Genomic DNA, 22,904 nt, shown 5'->3' with positions numbered 1-22,904 from the left:
ACGGCCAAACGGTTTAGTATTCGATTCCAGCCGGATTGTCCGGCAAGTCGGGCATGATCTGCCTGGTCTAGAAGGAGGCACAGATGCATGGATGGAAGCGGGCCGGGGTCGGCTTGGCAGTGGGATCGATGGTCCTGACAGGATGCGGCGGGGGCGAGAAGGCGACGACCGGCAGCACGTCGACGACGACTGAGGCGACTGCTACGGCGGCCAAGGTAAGCGCGCAGACGTTCAGCGGGTCGCAGGCGATTTTGGTCGCGCTGCAAGCAGGAGGCGTCAACTGCGTTCAGGACATGATTGCAGCCCCTGGCGCTCAGTCTCAGCGGTGCAATGTGGATGGCGACGCGATGAAGAGTCTCTCCATCTACTACTCGGCGGACCCCTCCGTCTTCCAGAAGCGGCTGTACCTGGAGACGTCTATGGTCACGACTAACAGTGCCGCACTGGCCCTATACCTGGTTCAGGGGTCGAACTGGTTCGTCTCGTGCGACGGACTGGTCCAAGCTAAGCAACAGGCAGCGTGCAGCGCGGTCTCTGGCGTGCTCGGCGGCGAGGTGCAGTTCTTCAAGTCGGCGTCGTTCAAGTAGCTACGTCGAACAGCCGAAACCCCGCCGAGGCGATGATTGCGATCGAGTCGTCCTCGGCGGGGGTTCGGTGTTTGCGGGAAGAGGGCCGAGCCTGGCTCTCCTCCCGCACCGCGTCGGACAAGTCGACGACGCGCGGCAGGGACAAGTCGACCTGCCGTCGGTGAGCGGGGAACTCACCGAGTCTGTGGCCGGGCGGTGCCCGGCTCGCTGTGTAGTTGTGGTGGTGGGGCGGCTGCAACGTGGCCGCTCAACCGCCTATCGCGGGCCACAGGCTGTCGCGGTGGCTCCCTGCGCGGGGTGGGTGGCCCACAGGGCGTGCCCGGTGCTGCGTCAACGGCGTAGGTCCGATCTGGGGCAGATCGCCGGCGATCATCGCCGCACCTTCGTCCCTGCCGTGGCCTTACGGCTCGCGGGGTTCGGCCGCGCGGTGACCGTCAGCTTCTTCTGCGCCTTGTCCAGCGAGGGCGTGACGTCGAGCCGGCGATCAGGACGGCCGTGGTAACCGACGATGCCCTTCGCGACCACTCCACGACCGGCGGGCGAACGGAACTCAGCACCGATCTTCACGCCCTTGTAGTCGCCGCCCTGACCGACGGTCAGGTGCTTCTCAAAGCTGCCCTGGACGTAGGCGTTGCTCACCGACTTGGACACCTTCTTGCCCGCGTTCGCCGTCGCCGCCTTCGTGGAGCTGACGACCTTCGAGCCCGCCCCAGCGAACCGGCCCAGCCGGTCCCTGCGCTGGACGCGGCGGCTCATTGCCGACCGCCCTGCAGACGCTCGCGGCGTGCGCGCCGTTCGGCCAGCTCGTCAGTGAGGGCGCGCAAGTCCTCGGACTCAGGCATGGGTGGCGTCGTCCCGCGATACATCCCACCCTGCGAGGGCGGAGCGTCCGCGAGCTCGGGCGGCGTGAGGCCCGGCCCCCAGCTGAATTCGCTCGGCTCCAGCTCGGGCAGGTCGTGTTCGTGACTGCCAGCGAGCGGCCTACCGGTCGTCCTCGGTCGCGACGCGTGCATCAGCGCCACGACCATTCGGGCTCGGAGTACGGACCGGACGACTTGACCTGGACGACGCACGCCGCGCCCCGGTACCGGACGCCCGTCCCGTACCCGCGAGCGAAGAACGAATCCTGCAGCGGGTACCTCTGGTCCCGGCCCGGAATCATTCGCAGGCCTTGGTAATTGGGGTTATTGTGCTGCCGGAAGGCGACCGGGTTCATCGAGCTATTCGGTCCACCGGTCGCGACAACGGCGACGTACCCGACGGGCAGGTAGTGGCTCTCGATCAGCCATGCCGGGCCGTAACTGCCGCTGACCTCCAGGCCTCCGAATTCTGCTGGGGCGATCTGGCCCACGACGTTCTCGGTGGTGAGGTACGCCGGGGCGGACGACGACGGGATGAAGTCGTACTTGCTCTCGATGCCGTTCGTGGCGATGCCTGCACGGAAGGTCTGGATGATCTCGCCGTCCGCGGGGTTCGCCAGGATGATCAGCCGAGAATTGCCGTCGACGCCGAAGCCCTTGGAGCGGACCTGGTCGATTGCATCCTTCAGGTCGCCGGGGTCGAGATCGGTGTTCCCGCTCACGAGGTAGTGACTGGTCTCGGGTGGGAACACCTGACCGGCGTACTCGGGCGGGATCATTCCGTCGGTGCCGTTGTAGAGGCCGTAAACCGGAGTGCCGAACTCGTTGGCCCCCTGCTCGGGGCTGAACAGCCGCCGGAGGATCGCGCCGGTCGTCTGACGATTGTCGGCCTCCATCACGCGGTTGACGACGCTGCGGACCTGCTCAGCGTTCGCATCGCGCAAGAACTTCCAGGTGAACCGCGACGCGATGTCGTAGTCCTCGTAGTCATACCCGAGCAGAAGCGCGTTCGGCTCTGCGCGGAGACCGGTCGGCTCGCCGAATTCCGACGCGACCTCGAAATGGTCGCCGCCGAGACTCTGCGGAATGGCGTCGCCCACGTTCACCGTCGAGTACGAGATGAGCGAAGCCAGCGCGGAGCGCTTCTGATTCCACATTGCCATCGCGGCCTGCGCGTCGGACCAGAGGGACGAAAGATCGACGCCGTCGGCCGTTTGGTGCACGAGCACATCGCCCGCGGTCGAATAGCCGGTGGCTGCGTCACCGCCGAAGGCGAACAGTTCGTCGCGAAGATCGCGGAGATCGGGCGGGGTCAGGGTGGCGTTCATGGATTTCTCCGTTCGGTAGAAGGGACTGGATTCGTCGGGGCTCTTTCTCGACGACGCCGGTCTCTGACCAAGCGAAGAATTACGCGGTTCGCGGTGAACCTGAACTGCGACAGCTGCGACCTCGGGTCGCGGGCGCTGCGGGTACTGCCCGGTTGCGGCGTGCTGGCTGCTGCCACCGTACGCCCACCGTCCGACCAGCGGCCAGCGCACGCAGGGGAGCCAGGCGAATCGCTGAACGGACGGTGCCATGCCACCCCCGTGCTACCCACCGGCGCCAGCTTGGCGGTGCGCCAGCGGTAGCCGCTGGTGGTCAAACGGTGGTCAGTTATGGGCGCTCACCTGCGAGTCTGCGGGATCGACAATGGCGTCATGCCTGGTGGCGTATCTCGGAGAACAGCACACCGGGAGTACTTAAAATCCGCCGAGTGTCGGTTCGAGTCCGACTGGGGGCACCGCACGCGACTGACCGTGCCGCGCGAGAGCGCCGGTCGCCGAACGAACGGGGCCGCGTCACAGCCGACCCCGTGCCGGGCATCGGCAGGAACTCGAACGCCGTGGACGTGTCGGGCGCCGATGGCGTCAGCGCAGCACCCGGTAGTGCACGAAATCGACTCCGCAGGCGAATGACCGGCCACCGACGCGCTCGAGAGCGGTGGCGGTCCCCTGTTGCGGGAAGTACGGGATGCCGCCGCCGACGAGGACGGGGTAGACGCGCACCCGGTACTCGTCGAGCAGACCCAGCCGCGCGGCCTCCGCGGCCAGGGCCGCCCCGCCGACGCCGATGTTCCCCGCACCGGGCTCGCTTCGCAGGCGGGTGATCTCCTCCGCGAGATCGCCGACTGCGAGGCGCGTGTTCGCGCCCCGCACCTCGGTGAGCGTCGTGGAGAAGACGATCTTCGGCAGGTCCTTCCACAGCGCCGCGAAGACGCGCTCGTCAGCGTCCAGCGGCTGCGTCTCCGCGGCGGTGTCCCAGTAGAGCATCGTCTCGTAGAGCCGCCGCCCCATCAGGTGCACGTCCAGCCCGCGTACCTCATCTGTGGCGAAGCGGAACACCTCCTCGTCGGGTTGCGACCAGTCGAAGGCTCCGTCCGGCCCCACGATGTACCCGTCCGCCGACGTGCTCAGGGAGTAGGTGACACTGCGCATCCGTCCATGATGACCGAATCGCCGGACCCCCGCGGCACTCCCGCGAGACGCCCAGGTCAGTCCTGCACCCCCGCCGCCACCGGCAGCCCGCTGCGGTAGGGCGGGGCGATGTCGTTCTCGTCGAACGCACGCAGGATCCGGCGGCGCAGTTCGCGCTCCACCGCCCACTGCCGGTTCGCGCGGACGCGGACGGTGAGCCGGATGCTCACCCGGTCTGCGGTGGCGCCGTCCACACCCAGCATGTCGGGCGCGCCCAGAACATCGTCCGACAGCGGTGCCTCGCCCACGGCCTTCGACGCCGCCTCGAGTGCGACGCGGCACGCGAGATCCACGTCGGCGGAGTACGAGATCGGCAACTGGAGGAAGGCCACCGCGTAGTCCTGGCTGAAGTTGGCGACCCGCATGATCTCGCCGTTGCGCACGTACCAGAGGGTGCCCTGCACGTCGCGCACCGTCGTGATCCGCATGCCCACGGTCTCGACGGTGCCGGTGACCTCCCCGAGGTCCACGACGTCGCCCACGCCGTACTGGTCCTCGATCAGCATGAAGATGCCGGAGATGAAGTCCCGTACCAGATTCTGCGCGCCGAAGCCCAGCGCCACGCCCACCACGCCGGCGGACGCGATGAGCGGGGCCACGTTGACCCCGAGGATCGCCAGCGACTGGATCACGACCCAGATCAGCACGAGGAAGGAGACGGCGGACTTGAGCACCGAGCCGATGGTCTCGGCCCGCTGCGCCCGGCGGGCCCGGGCCTCCCGGTCGCGCTGCGCCTTGGCCGGGTCGTCGACGGCTCGCCGCCGCACGGCGGGCAGCCTCCCGCCGCCGAGCCTGCCACCCAGCTTCCCGAGCCCGAATCGTCGTGGGGCCGATTCGCCGTCGCGCCGATTGCCGCGGACGAGCCGGTCGATGCCGCGGTGCAACAGGTAGCGGACGACGACGGCCAGGACGACGTACAGGCCGATCTCAAGGGGCGTGTGGATCAGCCACTGTCGTCCGTTCTCGTTGAGCTGGAAGGCTAGATCGGACATGCCCCCGACGGTACGGACGCGTCCCCATGACGCAAGTTCCGTCAACGGGGGCTGGCCGCATCAGTGTTGGTGAACCACGTCGTAGATCACCTTGAGCACGCCATTGGGGTATGCCTGCGACTCCCGAAGGCGCAGCGCCGTGGCGTCACGGTCCGCACGGCCGAAGATGCTCTTGCCCGCGCCGAGGAGGTACGGGAAGACCAGGAGGTTGTACCGGTCGATCAGGCCGGCGTCGCCGAGAGTCCGGGCGAGCTCGCAGCTGCCGTGGATGAAGATCGATCCGCCGTCGGTCTCCTTGAGCGCGGCGACGTCCTCCGCGGACCGCAGGATCGTCGTGCCGCCCCACCCGTCGACGAGATCGTCCTCGCCGATCGTGGTGGAGGCGACGTACTTCGGCAGGTCGCGGTAGGCGGCGTGGTCCTCGGACTGCGGCCACACCGCACCGAAGGCCTCGTAGCTGCGACGCCCGAACAGCAGGGCCGTGGTCTCCCCCAGTTCCTCACCCTTGAGTGAGAATGCCTCGGGGAGGAAGTCGTGCCGTGCCACCCAGCCGCCGCTGCGATGCCCCTCGACGGTCCCGCCGGGCGAATCCGCCACCCCGTCGAGCGTGACGAATCCCGTGTACACCAGTTCGCGCGTCATTCCGCTCACAGTAGTGCGCGGGTCAGGTTCGTCACCGCCACTTGCCCAGTGCACACGGTCGAGTAATCTGGGCGACGTCGCGAAAGACATCCGGACGAGGCGCACCGTACCCGGCCAGCGAAAAGACGGTGCGAACCCGAGGAGGTTCGCATCATGGCATGGATCGTTCTGATCGTTTCCGGCGTTCTCGAGGCCGTCTGGGCCACAGCGCTCGGCAAGTCCGAAGGCTTCTCCAAGCTCACCCCGTCGATCGTCTTCGGCGTCGCGCTGATCGCCAGCATGGCCGGACTCGCGTACGCGATGCGCGACCTGCCGACCGGCACCGCCTACGCGGTCTGGGTCGGCATCGGCGCCACCCTCACGGTCGTCTACGCGATGGCCACCGGCACCGAATCCGCGTCCCTGGTCAAGATCGTCTGCATCATCGCGATCGTCGGCGGCGTCGTCGGGCTCAAGCTGGCCCACTGACCGTCGTGCGGGCGTGCTCCCGCACGCGGCTCGCCCCGCCGTAGGTCGCCACCCGCAGCACCCATTCGACGGGGCCGTACCGGAACCGACGCGTGTACCACCGCGCGGCTGCCAGCTGGAGCACGAAGACGATCGCCGCGAAGGCGAGAACGGCCCCGTCGGGCCATCGTCCCGCCTGCGCGAAACCGTAACCCGTGAAGGCGATCGCCGCGATCAGCGACTGCGCGAGGTACACCGTGGCGCTGATGCGGCCCGCCGGTGCGAAGACCCCGGACAGGGCGGGCCACGCGTGGAGGAGTCGCAGGAAGGTGGCGGCGTACCCGGCGGCGAGCAGCGGCCCGGAGACGTAGCCCAGCGCCTCGGTGTGCGGGACGTGCAGCAGGACCGGGAGCACCGAGAGCGGGACCCCCAGGCCGAATCCGATCGCCTGCACCCGCGGGAGGTGGGGAAGGTAGCGCGCCGGGTCCTCGAGCAGGCGCACCTTCCCGGCAGCCAACCCGACGAGGAACAGCGGCAGCACGTTGAGCAACCCGAACACGACGGTGGGCGCGAGACGGTCGACCCCGTCCGCCCACCGGTACGCCGCAGCCTCGCCCCAGCCCGCGCGCACCGCGTCGAGCGCCGCCGCGTTCTCGGCGGCCGTCTGCGCGGCGTCGGGCGGCGACTGGACGATCCGCGCCACGGAGAGCGCCACGAACAGCACGAGGCACGCGGCGTACAGGACGCCGGCGAGTCGCAACGCGGACCGCGGACGCAGACCGCGGAGCGCGAGCAGGGCGAAGCCGATCACGCCGTAGCCGAACAGGACGTCCCCCGTGAAGAGGAGGACCGTGTGCAGCGTGCCGATCGCGACCAGCGCCAGCAACCGGCGCACCGTCCGGGCCGTGGCACTCGCGCCGTCACGCTCCGCGGAGCGGAACTGCAAGGTGAGCGAGTACCCGAACAGGAAGGAGAACAGCACGTAGAAGCGGTTGTGCAGGAACATCTCCTCGAAGGCCCGCACCGGTCCCTCCGCGAATCCCGCCGGATCCGCCATGATCGCGATGTTCACCGCGAAGATCCCGCCGAGCGCGAAGCCGCGCAGGGCGTCGAGCGCCGCGATCCGCGGCACCGACGGGTCGGTCATCGTCATGCGGCAAAGCTAGGACCAGCGCGGGGCGGTCGCCTCCGGGAAAGCCCGGATATCCGCCCCTGTTTCCAGGGACGGACGGTGCGGGATCAGGCCGCGCGCGCCGCCAGCCGGCCGGCCGGGTCGACGATCGTGTCGACCGCGCCGTGCCGCGCCTCGGCGCGGCACACGGCCGTCGCCCACTGCTCGGGATCGGCGAGGTCCGCGACGAGCGCGTAGACGTCGCCGGACAGGACCGACACCACATCGCGGAAGTTCGAGCCCACCGCCGTCACCCGGTTTCCCGCCGCGGAGAGGTCACCGACCAGTCGTGCTGTCGCGTCGGTGCCGTCGAGCACCACGATCACGCATTCGGTTGCCTTCGTCATCTTCGACTCCCTTTCGCCGTTCGAAGAAGACGTTAGGCTGCCAAACCGCTTCGTGCGCTGCCGGGAAGCTGTGAGTTCGTCAACAGTGCGTTAAATCCCGGGGGCGGCGAGCCCCATGGCCACGCCGTCGAGGATGTCGTGCTCGGAAACGGTGAGCTCGGTCACGCCGACCGCGGCCAGCCGCTCGGCGAGCCGCATCGCCACGAGCGCGCCGCCGCCGATCACGTCGGCGCGACCGGGGTGCATCGGGCCGAGCGCCAGGCGCTCCGCGGAGCTCATGCGCACCAGTCGGCGGCACAGCGCGACGAGGTCGCCGAGCGGGACGCGCGAGCCGTGGATCAGGGCCGGGTCGTACTCCGTCAGTCCGTGCGCCAGCGCGGCGAGGGTGGTGAAGGTCCCGGCGACGCCGGTCCAGGTGCGGACGCCGTCCAACGGCACGACGGCGGTCGCCTCATCCAGGGCGGCGTCGATGTGGAAGGTCGCCTCGGCCACCTCGGCGGCGGTGGGCGGATCGGAGGGCAGCGCGCGCTCGGTGATCCGCACGCAGCCGATGTCGGCCGAATAGGCGTGCGCCACGGTGCCACCGGAGCCGACGACCAACTCCGTCGAACCGCCCCCGAGGTCGACGACGAGCGCCGGATCGGCGGCGTCGAGGCCCGCGGTCGCACCGCGGTAGGACAGCTCCGCCTCCTCGGTCCCCGCGATCACCTCGGCACGGGCGCCGGGCGTGATCCGGCCCAACGCAGCCGCGGTCAGATCGAGGAAGGCGTCCCGGTTCGAGACGTCCCGGGCCGCGGAGGTCGCGACCATGCGCACCCGCGTGGCGCCCAGGTCCAGCGCCGTGGTGACGTACTCGTCCAGCGCCGCGCGGACCCGCTCCAGCGCCTCGGCGGCGAACTCGCCGGTGGCGTCCACACCCTGGCCCAGCCGGACGATCGTCATCTCACGGTGCAGCTCCTCCAGGCCCGCGCCGCCGGCAACACTCGGCCCGCTCGCTCCGCTCCCGGCGCCGACAACACTCGGCCCGCTCGCTCCGCTCCCGGCGCCGGTGGACCGCGCCACGTACAGGCGGATGCTATTGGTACCGCAGTCGATGGCCGCGACGACCAGGGGATTCACTCACCACCCCAGGGGAACTGCGGCTCCGGCCAGTCCGCCGGGATCGCGCTGCCGCGCAGGCCCGCCGCGGCGGCGAGGGCGACGGCCTCGTCGCCCAACCGGACCACCCCGGGTCCCTCGGCGAGGGCGTACGCGATGAGCACGTGCAGGCACTTCACCCGGTCGGGCATACCGCCGCCGGTGAAATCAGTGCCCAGATCCTCCAGGGCGTTGCGGGATTCGAGGTAGTGCCGGTGCGCCGCCCGGTAGTTCTCGGCGATCGACTCGTCGGAGGCGAGCAGCGCCTCCATCTCCCGCATCACGCCCGCACTCTCCTGCCGGCTCGCCTCGGCGGTCAGCCGGGGGTCCGTCAGGTAGTACAGCGTCGGGAAGGGCGTACCGTCGGGCAGCCGTGGCGCCGTCTTCACGACGGCGGGCTCGCCGTCGGGTGTGCGGTAGGCGATGGCGAGCACGCCGCGGGGCACGCGCCCGAGCTGCGCGGCGACCCGGTCCAGATCCTCCTGGGGGACTGCGTCACTCATCAGTGCGGCACCGCGATCGTGCGCCACACATTGGTGTACCAGGGGTTCTGCTTGGCCTGTTCGGCCTCCACCTGCTCGGGCGTCGGCTTCGGGGCGCCCGGCACCTGCACGCGGTACGGAGTCTCCCCGGGCATCACGTACTGCAGCCGGATCCGGGCCTGCGCCTTGATGTACTCCGGATCGTCCTGGAGACGCTTCTGCTCCTCGAGCCGGGCGATGTCGGCGAGCAACTGGGCGTGCTCGGCCGCGACCTTCTCCTCGCGGGCCTGTTCGGACATGTAGGTCCGCACCGGCACCGCGAGGGTGAGGGCGAGGACGCACAGCACGAGGAACAGCACGAAGGTCCGCCCCGCGCTCCGTCCGTCCGCACGGGCCTCGCCGCCCGACGGGCTGCGCACGAGGCGGGACCTGCTGCTCACTTCGGCTGTGCTCCTTCGACTCTCGATGTACTACGTATCAGCTGGTGAACTCGAAGCGCGGGAAGGCGGTGTCGCCGGCGTACCGCGCGGCATCGCCCAGCTCCTCCTCGATGCGCAGCAGCTGGTTGTACTTGGCGACGCGCTCGGAGCGGGCGGGCGCGCCCGTCTTGATCTGGCCCGATCCAACCGCGACCGCCAGGTCGGCGATGGTGGTGTCCTCCGTCTCGCCCGAACGATGGCTCATCATCGACTTGTAGCCGTTGTTGTGCGCCAGGGCCACGGCGTCGAGGGTCTCGGTGAGCGTGCCGATCTGGTTGACCTTCACCAGCAGCGCGTTGGCGGCGCCGCGGGCGATGCCGTCCTCGAGGCGCTCCGGGTTGGTGACGAACAGGTCGTCGCCGACCAGCTGCACCTTGTCACCGATCGCATCGGTGAGATCGACCCAGCCCTCCCAGTCGTCCTCCGACAGGGGGTCCTCGATCGAGACCAGCGGGAACTCGCCGATCAGGCCGCGGTAGAACTCGCCCATCTCGGCCGCGGTGAGGACCTTGCCCTCGAACTTGTAGCCCTCGGGGCTGTAGAACTCCGTCGCCGCGACGTCCAGCGCGAGCGCGACGTCCGAGCCGAGCTTGAGGCCGGTCTTGCCGATCGCCTCCGAGATCAGCTCCAGCGCCTCGCGGGTTCCGGCCACCGACGGGGCGAAACCGCCCTCGTCGCCCAGGCCCGTGTTCAGGCCCTTGCTCTTGAGCACCGACTTGAGGGCGTGGTAGACCTCGGCGCCCCAGCGCAGCGACTCCTTGAAGGTCTCGGCGCCGATCGGCGCGACCATGAACTCCTGCACGTCGACGCCGCTGTCCGCGTGGGCGCCTCCGTTGAGGATGTTCATCATCGGCACGGGCAGGATGTGCGCGTTCGGTCCGCCCAGGTACCGGAACAGCGGCAGCGCGGCGGACTCGGCGGCCGCCTTCGCCGCGGCGAGCGACACGCCGAGCAGGGCGTTGGCGCCGAGCCGGCTCTTGTCCGGGGTGCCGTCCAGGTCCAGCAGCGTCTGATCGATGATGCGCTGCTCGTCGGCGGGGATGCCGATCACCTCGGGCGCGATGACCTCGAGGACGCCCTCGACGGCCTTGGTGACGCCCTTGCCCAGGTACCGGTCGCCACCGTCGCGCAGCTCCACGGCCTCGTGCTCACCGGTCGACGCACCCGACGGCACCGCCGCGCGGGCGAAGCTGCCGTCGGCCAGCACGATCTCGACCTCGACCGTGGGGTTGCCACGGGAGTCGAGGATCTCGCGGGCGCCTACCTGGATGATTTCGGACACGGTCTCTCCTTATGCACTGGCCGAGCTCGGGGGCAACTCAGCAGCCAGCCTAGTGCCCGGCACCCGCGACACGAAGCCCGGCGCGCTCGAAGTCCCGATCACACTGATCGGATCCGCTCATACCCGGCGCGCTCGGCGTTACCCTGCGGTCATGTCCGTCCCGGTGCTCGACCTCGCCCTCCTCGACACCGACCCCGCGCGGTTCGACGATGCCGTCCGCGCCGCCGCGCACGACGTGGGCTTCTTCTACCTCACGGGACACGGCCTGCCTCCTGAGCGCATCGATGAGGTCCTGACCGTCGCCCGCGCCTTCTTCGCGCTGCCGCAGGCGGACAAGGACGCCGTTGCGATGACGAACTCGCCGCACTTCCGCGGCTACACCCGGCTCGGCGGCGAGCTCACCCGCGGCGAGGTCGACTGGCGCGAGCAGATCGACCTCGGGCGCGAGGACCCGGCACCGTCGGGCCCCGGGCCGGACTACCGGAACCTGCTCGGCCCGAACCAATGGCCGGCGTCCCTGCCGGCGCTGCGCGAGGTGATGGAGCGATGGGACGCGGACCTCTCGCGGATCTCGCTCGCGCTGCTGCGAGCGTGGGCGCGATCGCTCGGCGCCGATCCGCACGTCTTCGACGAGGCCTTCGCCGAGCAGCCGGCGACGCTGATCAAGATCGTCCGCTACCCCGCCGGAACGGCCTCCGATCAGGGCGTGGGAGCGCACAAGGACTCGGGCGTACTGACCCTGCTCCTGGTGGACCCCGCGTCGCAGGGCCTGCAGGTACTGCCACCCGGTGCCGACGAATGGGTCGACGTGCCTCCACTGCCGGGCGCCTTCATCGTGAACATCGGGGAGATGCTGGAGGTCGGGACGGACGGCTACCTGCACGCCACCGAGCACCGCGTGGTGAACCGCAGCACCGGCGCCGACCGGATCTCGGTGCCGTACTTCTTCAATCCGTCGGTCACGGCGCACATGCCGCACCTCCCGCTCCCCGCGGGGTCGCGCGCGGGCGTCACCGTCGACCCGTCCAATCCGATCTTCGACACCTACGGCGAGAACGCGTGGAAGAGCCGCCTGCGGGCGCACCCGGACGTGGCGGCACGGCACTACCCGCAAACCGCTTCGTAACCCGGCCTGCGTCCCTATCGTGGGGACCATGACCGGCGCTGCCCCGCTCGTCCTCGTCTACAGCTCCAACGCGCGGCACCGCGCGGAGATCACCGCCGCCCTGGGCACCCGCCCCGCCCCGGACAGGCCGCCGATCACCGTCCTCGAGGCCGCGACCGCCCCGGCCGTCATCGCCCGACTCGACGAGGGCGGGGTCGCACTGGTGGTGCTCGACGGCGAAGCGGCCCCCGCGGGCGGGATGGGCCTGGCTCGCCAGGTGCGCGACGAGATCGAGCCGTGCCCGCCGCTCCTGGTGATCACGGCGCGCCGCGCCGACGGATGGTTGGCACGGTGGTCCCAGGCCGACGACTGGGTGAGCCATCCCCTCGATCCGTTCGAGCTGGCGGGTGCGGCCGGGCGGTTGCTCGCCACCGCGACCCTCTGAGAATCAGACACGCTCGCCCCAAAAGCCCACCCCGATCAGACGATGGACATATAGTTGTGGTGTAGCTCACAACTCCACTCAGGGGAGCCTAACCGGTTCTGCTGAATGGGATTTCGCATACACCGCGAAGGGAGCATCGCCGTGAACCTGTACGTGCCCATCCTGGTGCTCGGGGCGATCGCGGCCGCCTTCGCGGTGTTCTCAGTGGGCGTCGCCCGGTTCGTCGGGCCCCGCAGGATCAACCGCGCGAAGCTCGAGGCCTACGAGTGCGGCATCGACCCGTCTCCCACGCCGGCATCGGGCGGTGGCCGGTTCCCGGTGAAGTTCTACCTGACGGCCATGCTGTTCATCATCTTCGACATCGAGATCGTCTTCCTCTATCCCTGGGCGGTGCACTTCGACGTGCTCGGCACGTACGGCCTGCTCGCGATGGCCCTGTTCCTGGTGAACGTCACCGTCGCCTACGCCTACGAATGGCGGAGAGGTGGACTGTCGTGGGACTGACGGCGGCGACCGTCCCGGGCCGCGGTGACCGACTCGTCGGGAGCGAGGTGGGGGCGTGGGAATAGAGGACAAGGTTCCGGGCGGTTTCCTGCTGTCGACGCTCGAGGTGGTGGCGGGCTACGCGCGGAAGGGATCACTGTGGCCGGCCACGTTCGGCCTGGCCTGCTGCGCCATCGAGATGATGGCGACCACCGGCCCCCGCTTCGACATCGCCCGGTTCGGCATGGAGGCCTTCCGCGCCTCGCCCCGCCAGGCGGACCTGATGATCGTGGCGGGCCGGGTCAGCCAGAAGATGGCGCCGGTGCTCCGCCAGGTGTACGACCAGATGGCGGAGCCGAAATGGGTCCTGGCCATGGGAGTCTGCGCCAGCTCGGGTGGCATGTTCAACAATTACGCCGTCGTGCAGGGCGTCGATCACGTGGTGCCCGTGGACATCTACCTCCCCGGCTGCCCGCCCCGCCCCGAGATGCTGCTCAACGCCCTCCTGGCCCTGCACGAGAAGGTCGCGGAGACGCCGATGGGCGTGAACCGCGAGGCCGCGCGTCGCGCCGCGGAGGAGGCCGCACTCGCCTCGCGCCCCACCATCGAGTTCAAGGGCCTGCTGCGATGACCGACTCCCCCGCGGTGCCCGACCCCGGGGGCACCGACGCGTCCGGCGCCCCGTCGCAGCCCGACGTCGTGCGCACCCGCACCGGCATGTTCAGTGGCGGCACGGGCGACACGTCGGGCTACGGGCGGATCAGCCGACCGGTCGCCATGCCCGGGCCGGGCGAGGAGCCCCTGCCCGCGGGGTACGACGGGGTGATCGCGGTCCTGCGGGACGCGCTGGACCGGTCCGACGACGCGCCCTTCGCCGAGGCGGTCCGTGCGGTCGTGGTGTACCGCGGCGAGGTGACGCTGCGGGTGCGGCGCGAGCACGTGCGGGCGGTCGCCCGGCTCCTGCGCGACGACCCGTCCCTGCGGTTCGAAATGTGCCTGGGGACTTCGGGCGTGCACTTCCCCGAGGACGCGGGTGCCGAGCTGCGCGCGGTCACGCATCTGCAGTCGATCACGCACGGTCGGCGCCTCCGCCTCGAAACCTCCTGTCCTGACGCCGATCCGCACATCCCCTCGCTGTTCTCCGTCTACCCCACGACGGACTGGCACGAGCGGGAGACCTACGACTTCTTCGGCATCGTCTTCGACGGGCACCCCTCGCTGACCCGCATCGAGATGCCGGACGACTGGGAGGGGCACCCGCAGCGCAAGGACTACCCGCTGGGCGGGATCGGCGTCGAGTTCCACGGCGCCGAGGTCTCCGCACCCGACACCCGGAGGTCGTACTCGTGACCACCGACTACAGCGAGTTCACCGCCATGGGCTCCGACTGGGACGACATCGCCGCCGAGGCGATCGGCCAGGAACGGATCGTGGTGAACATGGGCCCGCAGCACCCCTCCACCCACGGCGTGCTGCGCCTGATCCTCGAACTCGACGGGGAGACGGTGACCGAGGCCCGCTGCGGGATCGGATTCCTGCACACCGGCATCGAGAAGAACCTCGAGTTCCGCACCTGGACGCAGGGCACCACCTTCGTCACGCGCATGGACTACCTGGCGCCGTTGTTCAACGAGACCGCCTACTGCCTGGCCGTCGAGAAGCTGCTGGGGATCACCGAGGAGATCCCCGAGCGCGCGACCGTCATCCGCGTCCTGCTGATGGAGCTCAACCGGATCACCAGCCACCTCGTCGCGCTGGCCACCGGCGGCATGGAGCTGGGCGCGGTCTCGCCCATGCTGCGCGGCTTCGAGATCCGCGAGCAGATCCTCGACGTCTTCGAGACCATCACCGGGCTGCGCATGAATCACGCGTACATCCGCCCGGGAGGCGTGGCGGCCGACCTGCCCGACGAGGCCGTCCCCCAGATCCGCGAACTGCTGCGGACGCTGCCGAAGCAGCTGGCTTCCATGGCGTCGATGCTCACCGAGAACCCGATCTGGATCGCACGCACCAAGAACATCGGCTACCTGGATCTCACCGGCTGCATGGCGCTCGGCATCACCGGCCCGGTGCTGCGCTCGACCGGGCTTCCGCACGACCTCCGGCGCAGCGAACCCTACTGCGGCTACGAGGGTTACGAGTTCGACGTGATCACCGACAGTGGATGCGACTGCTACGGCCGGTACCTGATCCGGGTGCTGGAGATGGATCAGTCGCTGCGCATCGTGGAGCAGTGCCTCGACAAGCTGCGGCCCGGACCGGTGATGATCGACGACGCCGGGCTCGGGTGGCCGGCCGATCTCACGGTCGGGAGTGACGGGCTCGGCAACTCGCGCGCGCACATCGCAGAGATCATGGGCGAGTCGATGGAGTCGCTGATCCACCATTTCAAGCTGGTCACCGAGGGCTTCGCGGTGCCCGCGGGGCAGGTCGCCGCCTCGGTCGAGGCGCCCCGCGGCGAACTGCTGGTGCACGCCGTCAGCGACGGCGGCACCCGCCCGTACCGGGTGCACTTCCGCGACCCCTCGTTCACGAATCTGCAGGCGGTCGCGGCGATGTGCGAGGGCGGCATGGTCTCCGACGTCATCGCCGCCGTCGCCAGCATCGACCCCGTGATGGGAGGTGTGGACCGATGAGCGAACCCGTCTTCCTCGAGTTCGGCGCGCGGCCGCAGGAGGCCGTGCAGCTGTACCGGCCGGGCGCGCCGACCGCGTACCCCGCCCCCGTCGCGGAGCGCCTCGCGGCGGACGCCGCGCAGCTCATCGCCCGGTACCCCGAGAAGCGGTCGGCGCTGCTGCCGCTGCTGCACCTGGTCCAGTCCGAGGACGGCTTCATCACCCCGGCCGGCATCGAGTTCTGTGCGGCCGCACTGGACCTCACCGCCGCCGAGGTGGTCTCCGTCGCCACCTTCTACTCGATGTACCGGCGCGGCCCCACCGGCGACTACCTGGTCGGCGTCTGCACCACCACGCTGTGCGCGGTCCTCGGCGGCGACGCGATCCTCTCCTCGCTGTGCGAGCACCTCGGGATCGCCCCCGGCGGCACCACCCCGGACGGGAAGGTCACCGTCGAGCGGATCGAGTGCAACGCGGCGTGCGACTACGCGCCCGTCGTGATGGTCAACTGGGAGTTCTTCGACGATCAGACGGTGGCGAGCGCGCGCGAGCTGGTCGACGCGCTCCGGTCCGGCCGACCGCCGGCCCCGACCCGCGGCGCACCGCTCGGCACCTTCCGCGAGACCGCCCGGCTGCTGGCCGGTTTCGACGATCCCCGGCCCGGCGCCGTCTCCGCCTCCGGGGCGGGCGGCGGGCCGACGATGGCCGGGCTGCAGGCCGTCCGGGAGGCCGAGTCGTGACCGCGCACCTCACCCCCGTACTCTCCGCCCACTGGGGCGATCCCGAGCCCTGGACCCTCGCCTCCTACCGCGCGACCGGCGGCTACGAGGGCCTCGAACGCGCGCTCGCGATGACCCCCGACGAGGTGATCGCGCTGGTGAAGGACGCCGGCCTGCGCGGCCGCGGCGGCGCGGGCTTCCCGACGGGGCTGAAGTGGAGCTTCATCCCACAACTCCGCGACGGCGAGGACCCCAAGCCCGGGGCGGACAAGCCGCACTACCTCGTGGTGAACGCCGACGAGTCCGAGCCGGGCACGTGCAAGGACATGCCGCTGATGTTCGCCACGCCGCACACGCTGATCGAGGGCGTCATCATCGCGTCCTACGCGATCCGCGCGCAGCAGGCCTTCATCTACGTGCGCGGCGAGGTCCTCGGTGTGCAGCGGCGACTGCGCGCCGCCGTCGCCGAGGCGTACGCGGCCGGCTACCTGGGCAAGCCCATGGGCCCCAGCGGGTTCAGTCTGGAACTCGTCGTGCACGGCGGCGCCGGCGCGTACATCTGCGGCGAGGAGACGGCGCTGCTGGATTCCTTGGAGGGCCGCCGCGGCCAGCCCCGGCTGCGGCCGCCCTTCCCCGCGGTGGCGGGCCTGTACGCCTCCCCCACGTGCGTGAACAACGTCGAATCGATCGCGAGCGTGCCCGCGATCCTCGCGCGGGGCGCCGAGTGGTTCCGCAGCATGGGCAGCGAGAAGTCTCCCGGTTTCACGCTGTATTCGGTCTCGGGACACGTGGTGCGGCCGGGCCAGTACGAGGCGGCGCTCGGGGTGACGCTGCGCGAGATGCTGGAACTCGCGGGCGGCGTGCGGCCCGGGCACGAGCTGAAGTTCTGGACGCCGGGCGGCTCGTCCACGCCGCTGCTCACCGCCGAGCACTTGGACGTGCCGCTCGACTACGAGGGCGTCGCCGGCGCCGGGTCGATGCTGGGCACCAAGGCGCTGCAGGTCTTCGACGACACCGTCTGCGTGGTGCGGGCCGTGCTGCGCTGGCTCGAGTTCTACGCGCACGAGTCCTGCGGCAAGTGCACGCCGTGCCGCGAGGGCACCTACTGGCTGGTCCGGTTGCTGCGCAGGCTCGAGGAGGGCGAGGGCCGCGCCGAGGACCTGGACACCCTGGCGGAGGTCGCCGACGGAGTGCTCGGCAAGGCCTTCTGCGCCCTCGGCGACGGCGCCGCCAGCCCGATCCAGAGCTCGCTGGCGTACTTCCGCGACGAGTACGAAAGGCACGTCGCCGAGGGCGGTTGTCCCTTCGACCCGGCCGCCTCGATGCGCGAGGCCCCGGTCCCGGGAGGTGCTCGATGACCACCCCCGAGCCCGTCAGGGCCACCATCGACGGCATCGAGATCGAGGTACCGCCGGGCACTCTCGTGATCCGCGCCGCGGAGGAGCTGGGTATCGCCATCCCGCGGTTCTGCGATCACCCGCTGCTCGCCCCGGCGGGCGCGTGTCGGCAGTGCCTGGTGGACGTGGAGGGCCAGCGCAAGCCGCTCGCCTCCTGCACGACGACGGTGACCGACGGCATGATCGTGCGTACGCAGGCCACCTCCGCGGCCGCCGCCGGCGCCCAGCGCAGCGTGATGGAGCTGCTGCTGGTGAATCACCCCCTCGACTGCCCCGTGTGCGACAAGGGCGGCGAGTGCCCGCTGCAGAACCAGGCCATGTCCGCCGGCCGCGCCACCTCGCGCTTCCCCGCCGCCGACAAGCGCACCTACCCCAAGCCGATCCCGCTCTCCGCGGAGATCGTTCTCGACCGCGAGCGCTGCGTGCTGTGCGCCCGGTGCACCCGTTTCTCCGATGAGATCGCCGGCGATGACTTCATCGAGCTCATGGATCGCGGTGCGCTGCAACAGGTGGGCGTCGCGGGCGATCAGCCGCTGGACTCCTACTTCTCCGGCAACACGGTGCAGATCTGCCCCGTCGGCGCGCTCACCAACACCTCCTACCGGTTCCGCGCCCGCCCCTTCGACCTGACCTCCACCCCGTCGGCCTGCGAGCACTGCGCCAGCGGCTGCGGCCTGCGCGTCGATCACCGCCGCGGCGAGGTCCTGCGCCGCCTCGCCGGCGACGATCCCGAGGTCAACGAGGAGTGGAGCTGCGACAAGGGCCGGTGGGCCTTCGCTTACGCCTCGGCCCCGGACCGGCTGACCACGCCGCTGATCCGCGGGGCCGACGGCGCGCTCGCCCCCGCCTCGTGGCCCGAGGCGATCGCGGCCGCTGCGCAGGGGCTGACCGGCCGCGCGGCGGGCGTGCTCGCCGGCGGGCGCGGCACCGTCGAGGACCTCTACGCCTACTCCGCCTTCGCGCGCATCGCGCTGCACACCAACGACATCGACTTCCGGATCCGGCCGCACAGTGCGGAGGAGGCAGCCTTCCTCGCCTCCGGCGCGGTGGGCGGGGTCACCTACGCCGACCTCGAGACGGCGCCGGTCGTGCTGCTCGCGGGCTTCGAGCCCGAGGAGGAGTCGCCGATCGTGCACCTGCGGCTGCGGAAGTCCGTGCGCGCCGGCGGCACCCGGGTGCTCTCGATCGCGCCCTTCGCCTCCCGCGGCCTGGGGCGGCTCGACGGCACCCTGCTCGCGTGCGCGCCGGGCGGCGAGCCCGCCGCCCTCGCCGACCCCGGACTCACGGAGCGGATGTCGGAGCCCGGCGCCGTGATCCTCGCCGGCGAGCGGCTCGCCGAGATCCCCGGGGCGCTCGCCGCCGCCGCCGCCCTCGCGGGCACCACCGGCGCCCGGCTCGCGTGGATCCCGCGCCGCGCGGGCGAGCCCGGCGCCGTCGAAGCGGGTGCGCTGGCCGGCTTGCTGCCCGGCGGCCGCCTCGCCGCGAACCACAGCCACCGCATGGAACTCGAGAAGCTCTGGGGCGTCACGCTGCCCGAGGGTCCCGGTCGCGACACCGCCGGCATCCTCGCCGCCGCCGCAGCGGGCGACCTGCCCGCCCTGGTCTGCGGCGCGGTCGACGTCGGCGACCTGCCCGACCCCGAGGCCGCGCGGCTCGCCCTCGACACCGCCTTCGTCGTGAGCCTGGAACAGCGCGCCTCCGAGGTCACTGCACGGGCCGACGTGGTGCTCCCCGTCGCGACCGTGACGCAGCGCGCGGGAACATTCCGGAACTGGGAGGGCCGCGATCGCTCCTTCGCCGCCGCGCTCCCCTCGCCCGGCGCGCTCGCGGACGCGCGGGTGCTCGCCGTGCTCGCGCAGGCGATGCGCGCGGACCTCGGCTTCACCGACACCGACGGCGCCGCCGCGGCCCTCCGCTCGCTGGGCTCGGTCCGGCCGCCGCGCCGCCCCGTCACCGGGCGCCCCGGCACCGTCGGCGTCCCCGGCGACGGCGAGGCCCTGCTCGCGACGTGGCGGCAACTGCTCGACCTGGGCCGCGGGCAGGACGGGGAACCCGACCTCGCGGCGACGGCGCGCAGGCCGCTGGCGCGGATGTCGGCCGCCACCGCCGCCCGGATCCTCGCCGCGGACGGGGCGGCGGTCTCCGTCTCGACCGATCGCGGTTCGATCACCCTGCCACTCGAGGTCACCGACATGCCCGACGGAGTGGTGTGGGTGCCGCGGAACTCGCCCGGCAGCACCGTCGCCACGACACTGGGCGTCGGCTGGGGCGCCGTGGTCGGGATCGGGGTGGCGCGATGACGCTCGCCCTCGGCCCGCACGACCCCGTCGACCTCTCCGCCTTCGGCCGCGACCCGTGGTGGCTGATCCTGGCGAAGGCCGTCGCGATCTTCGCCTTCCTGGTGCTGACCGTCCTCGCGGCGATCCTCATCGAGCGCAAGGTCATGGCCCGGATGCAGCACCGGTACGGGCCGAACCGGTTGGGCCCCTTCGGCGTCCTGCAGTCGCTCGCGGACGGCATCAAGCTGGCGCTCAAGGAGGGCATCACCCCCGCGGGCGTCGACAAGCCCGTCTACCTGCTCGCGCCGATCATCGCCACCATCCCCGCGTTCATGGCGTTCGCCGTGATCCCGTTCGGGCCACAGGTCTCAGTGTTCGGCACGTGGACGCCGCTGCAGCTCACCGACCTTCCGGTCGCCGTGTTGTACATCCTGGCGATCACCAGCATCGGCGTGTACGGCATCGTGCTGGCCGGCTGGTCCTCCGGCTCGACGTATCCGCTCCTGGGCGGCCTGCGGTCCACCGCCCAGGTGATCAGTTACGAGGTGGCGATGGGCCTGTCCTTCGCCGCCGTCTTCCTGTACGCGGGCACCATGGCGACGTCCGGCATCGTCGCCCGGCAGGAGGGCACCTGGTACGTCTTCCTGCTGCTGCCGTCCTTCGTGGTCTACGTGGTCTCCATGGTCGGCGAGACCAACCGCGCGCCGTTCGATCTGCCGGAGGCCGAGGGCGAGCTGGTGGGCGGCTTCCATACCGAGTACAGCTCCCTGAAGTTCGCGATGTTCATGCTCGCCGAGTACGTGAACATGACCACGGTCTCCGCGCTCGCCACCACCCTGTTCCTCGGCGGCTGGCACGCGCCGTGGCCGCTGAACCTGTGGGAGGGCGCGAATTCCGGTTGGTGGCCGGTGATCTGGTTCGTGGTCAAGGTGTGGTGCTTCATGTTCGCCTTCATCTGGCTGCGCACCACGCTGCCGCGCCTGCGCTACGACCAGTTCATGCGGTTCGGCTGGCAGCTGCTGATCCCCACGGCCCTCGCGTGGGTGCTCGTGGCCGGGGCGGTGCAGGCCTGGGCGCTCTCCGGGCGTTCGACGACGGTGCTCGCCCCCGTGGTCTCGGTGCTCTTCACGCTCGCCGTGCTCGCCGTTCTCGTGGTGCGGCACCGTCGGCAGAAGGCGCCCGAGCCCGGGCCGGACCCGGAGACGTTCTCGCTGCCGTTCGACCCGATGGCCGGGGGTTTCCCGGTGCCGCCCCTGCCGGGCCAGTACCTGTCCGAGCCCGCCCGACGAGCCCTGCCGAGCGAGGCCGAAGCGAAGGAGGCGTCCCATGGCTGATCCCCTCGGACTCGCCGGATTCGGCGTGACCCTGCGGACGATGTTCACCAAGCCGGTCACCGAGAACTACCCGGAGGAGCGCTCGCCCACCGCCGGCCGCTACCACGGGCGGCACCAGCTCAACCGGTACGCCGACGGCCTCGAGAAATGCATCGGCTGCGAGCTCTGCGCGTGGAGCTGCCCGGCGGACGCGATCTACGTGGAGGGCGCCGACAACACCGAGGAGGAGCGGTACTCCCCCGGTGAGCGCTACGGCCGGACCTACCAGATCAACTACCTGCGCTGCATCGGCTGCGGCCTGTGCGTGGAGGCCTGCCCGACGCGCGCGCTGACGATGACGAACGACTACGAGATGGCCGACCGCGACCGCGGCGCGCTGATCTACGACAAGGACGACCTGCTGGCCCCGCTGCACCAGGGCGAGCAGCCGCCGCCGCACGCGATGCGCGAGGGGCTGACCGCCGCCGACTACTACCGGGGCGAGGTGGATTCGTGATCGGAGAGGAGTGGGCGTTCTGGATCGTGGCCGTCCCGGCCGTGCTCTTCGCACTCGGGGTGGTCCTCGCGTCCAAGGCCGTGTACTCGGCGTTGTGCCTGGCCGCGACCATGATCCTGCTGGCGATCGCGTACATCGCGCAGGGGGCGACCTTCCTCGGCGTGGTCCAGATCGTGGTCTACACGGGCGCGGTGATGATGCTGTTCCTGTTCGTGGTCATGCTCGTGGGCGTCGACTCCTCGGATTCGCTCGTGGAGACGCTGCGGGGCCACCGGGTCGCGGCCGCCGTCGCGGGGCTCGCCTTCGGGATGCTGCTCATCGGCCTCGTCGCCCGCGCGTCCCTGCCGGCGCAGCGCACGGGAGCGGGACAAGGGACGCCCGCCGGCGAGTACCCGCCCAACTCCGTCGAGGCGCTGGCCGACACCGTCTTCGTGCGGTACCTGTGGGCCTTCGAGCTCACCGCCGCGCTCCTCATCACCGCCACGCTGGGCGCGATGATCCTGGCGCACCGGGAGAAGCTGGCGACCGCCCTCAGCCAGCGCGAGCAGTCGATCCGGCGGTTCCGCGAGGGCCGCCGCGCCACGCCGCTGCCCAACCCCGGGGTGTACGCCCTCGGCAACGCCGTCGACCTGCCCGCCCGCCTGCCCGACGGGACGCCGGCTCTCGACTCCGTGAACCACACGCTCACGCCGCGTGCGCCCGGGGAACGCCGCGCCCTGCCCGACCGCGCACCGTCGCTCGACGACGATGTGCCGCACGCGCTCCGCGACGAGGAGGTCTCGCCGTGAACCCGCACCTGTACCTGTACCTGTACCTCGCAGCGTTGCTGTTCGCGATCGGCTCCGCCGGGGTGCTGCTGCGCCGCAACGCGATCGTCGTCTTCATGTGCGTCGAGTTGATGCTCAACGCCGCCAACCTGGCGCTGGTCACCGCGGGACGGATGCACGCCGTGCCGCACGGGCAGGTGCTCGCCTTCTTCACGATGGTCGTGGCCGCCGCCGAGGTGGTGGTGGGCCTGGCGATCATCATCGCGATCTTCCGGGTCCGGCGGTCCGTCTCCGTCGACGAGCCGCACCTGCTGAGGCGGTGAGC

General features: G+C 70.8%; 26 protein-coding genes and 1 riboswitch. Of the genes, 15 read left to right on the top strand and 11 right to left on the bottom strand.

Going from position 1 to position 22,904, the window contains the following annotated elements:
• Nucleotides 1–83 precede the first annotated feature (83 nt).
• Nucleotides 84–587, top strand: a complete 504-nt coding sequence (locus tag FK530_RS09210) for a hypothetical protein (RefSeq protein ID WP_126194777.1) — start codon at nucleotides 84–86, stop codon at nucleotides 585–587.
• A 369-nt stretch (nucleotides 588–956) separates the two neighbouring features.
• On the opposite strand, the gene FK530_RS09205 is transcribed toward FK530_RS09210, so the two are convergent.
• The 5 genes from FK530_RS09205 to FK530_RS09185 all read right to left on the bottom strand — a co-directional run bounded on the left by FK530_RS09205 (nucleotide 957) and on the right by FK530_RS09185 (nucleotide 5,594).
• On the bottom strand, nucleotides 957–1,343 hold the full coding sequence (locus FK530_RS09205; protein WP_126194778.1) for a hypothetical protein: 387 nt from the start codon (nucleotides 1,341–1,343) through the stop codon (nucleotides 957–959).
• Nucleotides 1,344–1,599: 256 nt separating this feature from the next.
• Complete coding sequence (locus tag FK530_RS09200) at nucleotides 1,600–2,775, bottom strand: hypothetical protein (RefSeq protein ID WP_164711699.1); 1,176 nt, start codon at nucleotides 2,773–2,775, stop codon at nucleotides 1,600–1,602.
• Between the two features lie 579 nt (nucleotides 2,776–3,354).
• A complete protein-coding gene (locus FK530_RS09195) occupies nucleotides 3,355–3,921 on the bottom strand; it encodes a dihydrofolate reductase family protein (protein ID WP_146486732.1) in 567 nt (188 codons plus the stop codon).
• A 56-nt stretch (nucleotides 3,922–3,977) separates the two neighbouring features.
• On the bottom strand, nucleotides 3,978–4,952 hold the full coding sequence (locus FK530_RS09190) for a mechanosensitive ion channel family protein (protein ID WP_146486731.1): 975 nt from the start codon (nucleotides 4,950–4,952) through the stop codon (nucleotides 3,978–3,980).
• A 60-nt stretch (nucleotides 4,953–5,012) separates the two neighbouring features.
• Nucleotides 5,013–5,594 (bottom strand): dihydrofolate reductase family protein, encoded by a 582-nt coding sequence (locus FK530_RS09185; RefSeq protein ID WP_146486730.1) that lies wholly within the window; start codon nucleotides 5,592–5,594, stop codon nucleotides 5,013–5,015.
• 71 nt (nucleotides 5,595–5,665) lie between these two features.
• A riboswitch (guanidine-III (ykkC-III) riboswitch) is annotated at nucleotides 5,666–5,729 on the top strand.
• A gap of 18 nt (nucleotides 5,730–5,747) precedes the next feature.
• On the opposite strand from FK530_RS09185, the gene FK530_RS09180 reads away from it, so the two are divergent.
• On the top strand, nucleotides 5,748–6,062 hold the full coding sequence (locus FK530_RS09180) for a DMT family transporter (protein WP_146486729.1): 315 nt from the start codon (nucleotides 5,748–5,750) through the stop codon (nucleotides 6,060–6,062).
• Here FK530_RS09180 and FK530_RS09175 read toward each other — a convergent pair.
• From FK530_RS09175 to eno, 6 genes are all read right to left on the bottom strand, one after another.
• Complete coding sequence (locus FK530_RS09175; RefSeq protein WP_146486728.1) at nucleotides 6,046–7,194, bottom strand: DUF418 domain-containing protein; 1,149 nt, start codon at nucleotides 7,192–7,194, stop codon at nucleotides 6,046–6,048. The genes FK530_RS09180 and FK530_RS09175 overlap by 17 nt on opposite strands.
• 86 nt (nucleotides 7,195–7,280) lie before the next feature.
• On the bottom strand, nucleotides 7,281–7,559 hold the full coding sequence (locus tag FK530_RS09170; protein WP_146486727.1) for an SDR family oxidoreductase: 279 nt from the start codon (nucleotides 7,557–7,559) through the stop codon (nucleotides 7,281–7,283).
• 90 nt (nucleotides 7,560–7,649) lie between these two features.
• Nucleotides 7,650–8,678: a Ppx/GppA phosphatase family protein gene (locus FK530_RS09165; RefSeq protein WP_191834337.1), complete on the bottom strand. Its 1,029-nt coding sequence runs from the start codon at nucleotides 8,676–8,678 to the stop codon at nucleotides 7,650–7,652.
• The gene (locus FK530_RS09160) at nucleotides 8,675–9,199 is read right to left on the bottom strand and encodes a DUF501 domain-containing protein (RefSeq protein ID WP_146486726.1); all 525 of its coding nucleotides are present in this window, start codon (nucleotides 9,197–9,199) and stop codon (nucleotides 8,675–8,677) included. Before FK530_RS09160 ends, FK530_RS09165 begins: the two co-directional genes overlap by 4 nt.
• Nucleotides 9,199–9,618 carry an FtsB family cell division protein gene (locus FK530_RS09155; RefSeq protein ID WP_146486725.1) on the bottom strand — a complete coding sequence of 140 codons (420 nt, stop codon included), beginning with the start codon at nucleotides 9,616–9,618 and terminating at the stop codon, nucleotides 9,199–9,201. Before FK530_RS09155 ends, FK530_RS09160 begins: the two co-directional genes overlap by 1 nt.
• Nucleotides 9,619–9,655: 37 nt before the next feature.
• Nucleotides 9,656–10,939, bottom strand: coding sequence for a phosphopyruvate hydratase (gene eno / locus FK530_RS09150; protein ID WP_146486724.1), 1,284 nt, complete (start codon nucleotides 10,937–10,939; stop codon nucleotides 9,656–9,658).
• Nucleotides 10,940–11,090: 151 nt separating this feature from the next.
• Here eno and FK530_RS09145 point away from each other — a divergent pair, with 151 nt between their 5' ends.
• The 13 genes from FK530_RS09145 to nuoK all read left to right on the top strand — a co-directional run bounded on the left by FK530_RS09145 (nucleotide 11,091) and on the right by nuoK (nucleotide 22,902).
• Nucleotides 11,091–12,065, top strand: coding sequence for an isopenicillin N synthase family dioxygenase (locus FK530_RS09145; RefSeq protein WP_146486723.1), 975 nt, complete (start codon nucleotides 11,091–11,093; stop codon nucleotides 12,063–12,065).
• A 28-nt stretch (nucleotides 12,066–12,093) separates the two neighbouring features.
• Nucleotides 12,094–12,489 (top strand): response regulator, encoded by a 396-nt coding sequence (locus FK530_RS09140; RefSeq protein WP_068524393.1) that lies wholly within the window; start codon nucleotides 12,094–12,096, stop codon nucleotides 12,487–12,489.
• Nucleotides 12,490–12,630: 141 nt separating this feature from the next.
• Nucleotides 12,631–12,993, top strand: coding sequence for an NADH-quinone oxidoreductase subunit A (locus FK530_RS09135; protein ID WP_146435395.1), 363 nt, complete (start codon nucleotides 12,631–12,633; stop codon nucleotides 12,991–12,993).
• A gap of 55 nt (nucleotides 12,994–13,048) precedes the next feature.
• The gene (locus FK530_RS09130; protein WP_146486722.1) at nucleotides 13,049–13,603 is read left to right on the top strand and encodes a NuoB/complex I 20 kDa subunit family protein; all 555 of its coding nucleotides are present in this window, start codon (nucleotides 13,049–13,051) and stop codon (nucleotides 13,601–13,603) included.
• On the top strand, nucleotides 13,600–14,322 hold the full coding sequence (locus FK530_RS09125) for an NADH-quinone oxidoreductase subunit C (RefSeq protein WP_146486721.1): 723 nt from the start codon (nucleotides 13,600–13,602) through the stop codon (nucleotides 14,320–14,322). The genes FK530_RS09130 and FK530_RS09125 overlap by 4 nt, the downstream gene beginning before the upstream one ends.
• A 26-nt stretch (nucleotides 14,323–14,348) precedes the next feature.
• Complete coding sequence (locus FK530_RS09120; protein WP_146486989.1) at nucleotides 14,349–15,608, top strand: NADH-quinone oxidoreductase subunit D; 1,260 nt, start codon at nucleotides 14,349–14,351, stop codon at nucleotides 15,606–15,608.
• Nucleotides 15,605–16,327 carry an NADH-quinone oxidoreductase subunit NuoE gene (nuoE, locus tag FK530_RS09115; RefSeq protein WP_146486720.1) on the top strand — a complete coding sequence of 241 codons (723 nt, stop codon included), beginning with the start codon at nucleotides 15,605–15,607 and terminating at the stop codon, nucleotides 16,325–16,327. The genes FK530_RS09120 and nuoE overlap by 4 nt, the downstream gene beginning before the upstream one ends.
• Nucleotides 16,324–17,664: an NADH-quinone oxidoreductase subunit NuoF gene (gene nuoF / locus FK530_RS09110; RefSeq protein WP_146486719.1), complete on the top strand. Its 1,341-nt coding sequence runs from the start codon at nucleotides 16,324–16,326 to the stop codon at nucleotides 17,662–17,664. Before nuoE ends, nuoF begins: the two co-directional genes overlap by 4 nt.
• Complete coding sequence (locus FK530_RS09105; protein WP_146486718.1) at nucleotides 17,661–20,003, top strand: NADH-quinone oxidoreductase subunit G; 2,343 nt, start codon at nucleotides 17,661–17,663, stop codon at nucleotides 20,001–20,003. Before nuoF ends, FK530_RS09105 begins: the two co-directional genes overlap by 4 nt.
• Nucleotides 20,000–21,316 (top strand): NADH-quinone oxidoreductase subunit NuoH, encoded by a 1,317-nt coding sequence (nuoH, locus tag FK530_RS09100; RefSeq protein ID WP_146486717.1) that lies wholly within the window; start codon nucleotides 20,000–20,002, stop codon nucleotides 21,314–21,316. The genes FK530_RS09105 and nuoH overlap by 4 nt, the downstream gene beginning before the upstream one ends.
• Complete coding sequence (nuoI, locus tag FK530_RS09095; RefSeq protein WP_146486716.1) at nucleotides 21,309–21,812, top strand: NADH-quinone oxidoreductase subunit NuoI; 504 nt, start codon at nucleotides 21,309–21,311, stop codon at nucleotides 21,810–21,812. The genes nuoH and nuoI overlap by 8 nt, the downstream gene beginning before the upstream one ends.
• Nucleotides 21,809–22,600 (top strand): NADH-quinone oxidoreductase subunit J, encoded by a 792-nt coding sequence (locus FK530_RS09090; protein ID WP_146486715.1) that lies wholly within the window; start codon nucleotides 21,809–21,811, stop codon nucleotides 22,598–22,600. The genes nuoI and FK530_RS09090 overlap by 4 nt, the downstream gene beginning before the upstream one ends.
• Complete coding sequence (nuoK, locus tag FK530_RS09085; protein WP_231706564.1) at nucleotides 22,597–22,902, top strand: NADH-quinone oxidoreductase subunit NuoK; 306 nt, start codon at nucleotides 22,597–22,599, stop codon at nucleotides 22,900–22,902. The genes FK530_RS09090 and nuoK overlap by 4 nt, the downstream gene beginning before the upstream one ends.
• Nucleotides 22,903–22,904: the final 2 nt, after the last annotated feature.

Source organism: Tsukamurella conjunctivitidis (genome assembly GCF_007858475.1).
GTDB classification, from domain to species: domain Bacteria; phylum Actinomycetota; class Actinomycetes; order Mycobacteriales; family Mycobacteriaceae; genus Tsukamurella; species Tsukamurella conjunctivitidis.
Note: the sequence above shows the minus strand (reverse complement) of the source record. Positions and strands in the feature narration are given on the sequence as shown.

Coding starts and splice junctions, on each gene's coding strand:
- FK530_RS09140 (WP_068524393.1), top strand. CDS start 12,094: ATGACCGGCGCTGCCCCGCTCGTCCTCGTCTACAGCTCCAACGCGCGG.
- nuoI (WP_146486716.1), top strand. CDS start 21,309: ATGGCTGATCCCCTCGGACTCGCCGGATTCGGCGTGACCCTGCGGACG.
- nuoE (WP_146486720.1), top strand. CDS start 15,605: ATGAGCGAACCCGTCTTCCTCGAGTTCGGCGCGCGGCCGCAGGAGGCC.
- FK530_RS09125 (WP_146486721.1), top strand. CDS start 13,600: ATGACCGACTCCCCCGCGGTGCCCGACCCCGGGGGCACCGACGCGTCC.
- FK530_RS09205 (WP_126194778.1), bottom strand. CDS start 1,343: ATGAGCCGCCGCGTCCAGCGCAGGGACCGGCTGGGCCGGTTCGCTGGG.
- FK530_RS09120 (WP_146486989.1), top strand. CDS start 14,349: ATGGGCTCCGACTGGGACGACATCGCCGCCGAGGCGATCGGCCAGGAA.
- FK530_RS09105 (WP_146486718.1), top strand. CDS start 17,661: ATGACCACCCCCGAGCCCGTCAGGGCCACCATCGACGGCATCGAGATC.
- FK530_RS09185 (WP_146486730.1), bottom strand. CDS start 5,594: ATGACGCGCGAACTGGTGTACACGGGATTCGTCACGCTCGACGGGGTG.
- FK530_RS09170 (WP_146486727.1), bottom strand. CDS start 7,559: ATGACGAAGGCAACCGAATGCGTGATCGTGGTGCTCGACGGCACCGAC.
- FK530_RS09180 (WP_146486729.1), top strand. CDS start 5,748: ATGGCATGGATCGTTCTGATCGTTTCCGGCGTTCTCGAGGCCGTCTGG.
- FK530_RS09190 (WP_146486731.1), bottom strand. CDS start 4,952: ATGTCCGATCTAGCCTTCCAGCTCAACGAGAACGGACGACAGTGGCTG.
- FK530_RS09210 (WP_126194777.1), top strand. CDS start 84: ATGCATGGATGGAAGCGGGCCGGGGTCGGCTTGGCAGTGGGATCGATG.
- FK530_RS09200 (WP_164711699.1), bottom strand. CDS start 2,775: ATGAACGCCACCCTGACCCCGCCCGATCTCCGCGATCTTCGCGACGAA.
- FK530_RS09175 (WP_146486728.1), bottom strand. CDS start 7,194: ATGACGATGACCGACCCGTCGGTGCCGCGGATCGCGGCGCTCGACGCC.
- nuoH (WP_146486717.1), top strand. CDS start 20,000: ATGACGCTCGCCCTCGGCCCGCACGACCCCGTCGACCTCTCCGCCTTC.
- FK530_RS09160 (WP_146486726.1), bottom strand. CDS start 9,199: ATGAGTGACGCAGTCCCCCAGGAGGATCTGGACCGGGTCGCCGCGCAG.
- FK530_RS09145 (WP_146486723.1), top strand. CDS start 11,091: ATGTCCGTCCCGGTGCTCGACCTCGCCCTCCTCGACACCGACCCCGCG.
- FK530_RS09195 (WP_146486732.1), bottom strand. CDS start 3,921: ATGCGCAGTGTCACCTACTCCCTGAGCACGTCGGCGGACGGGTACATC.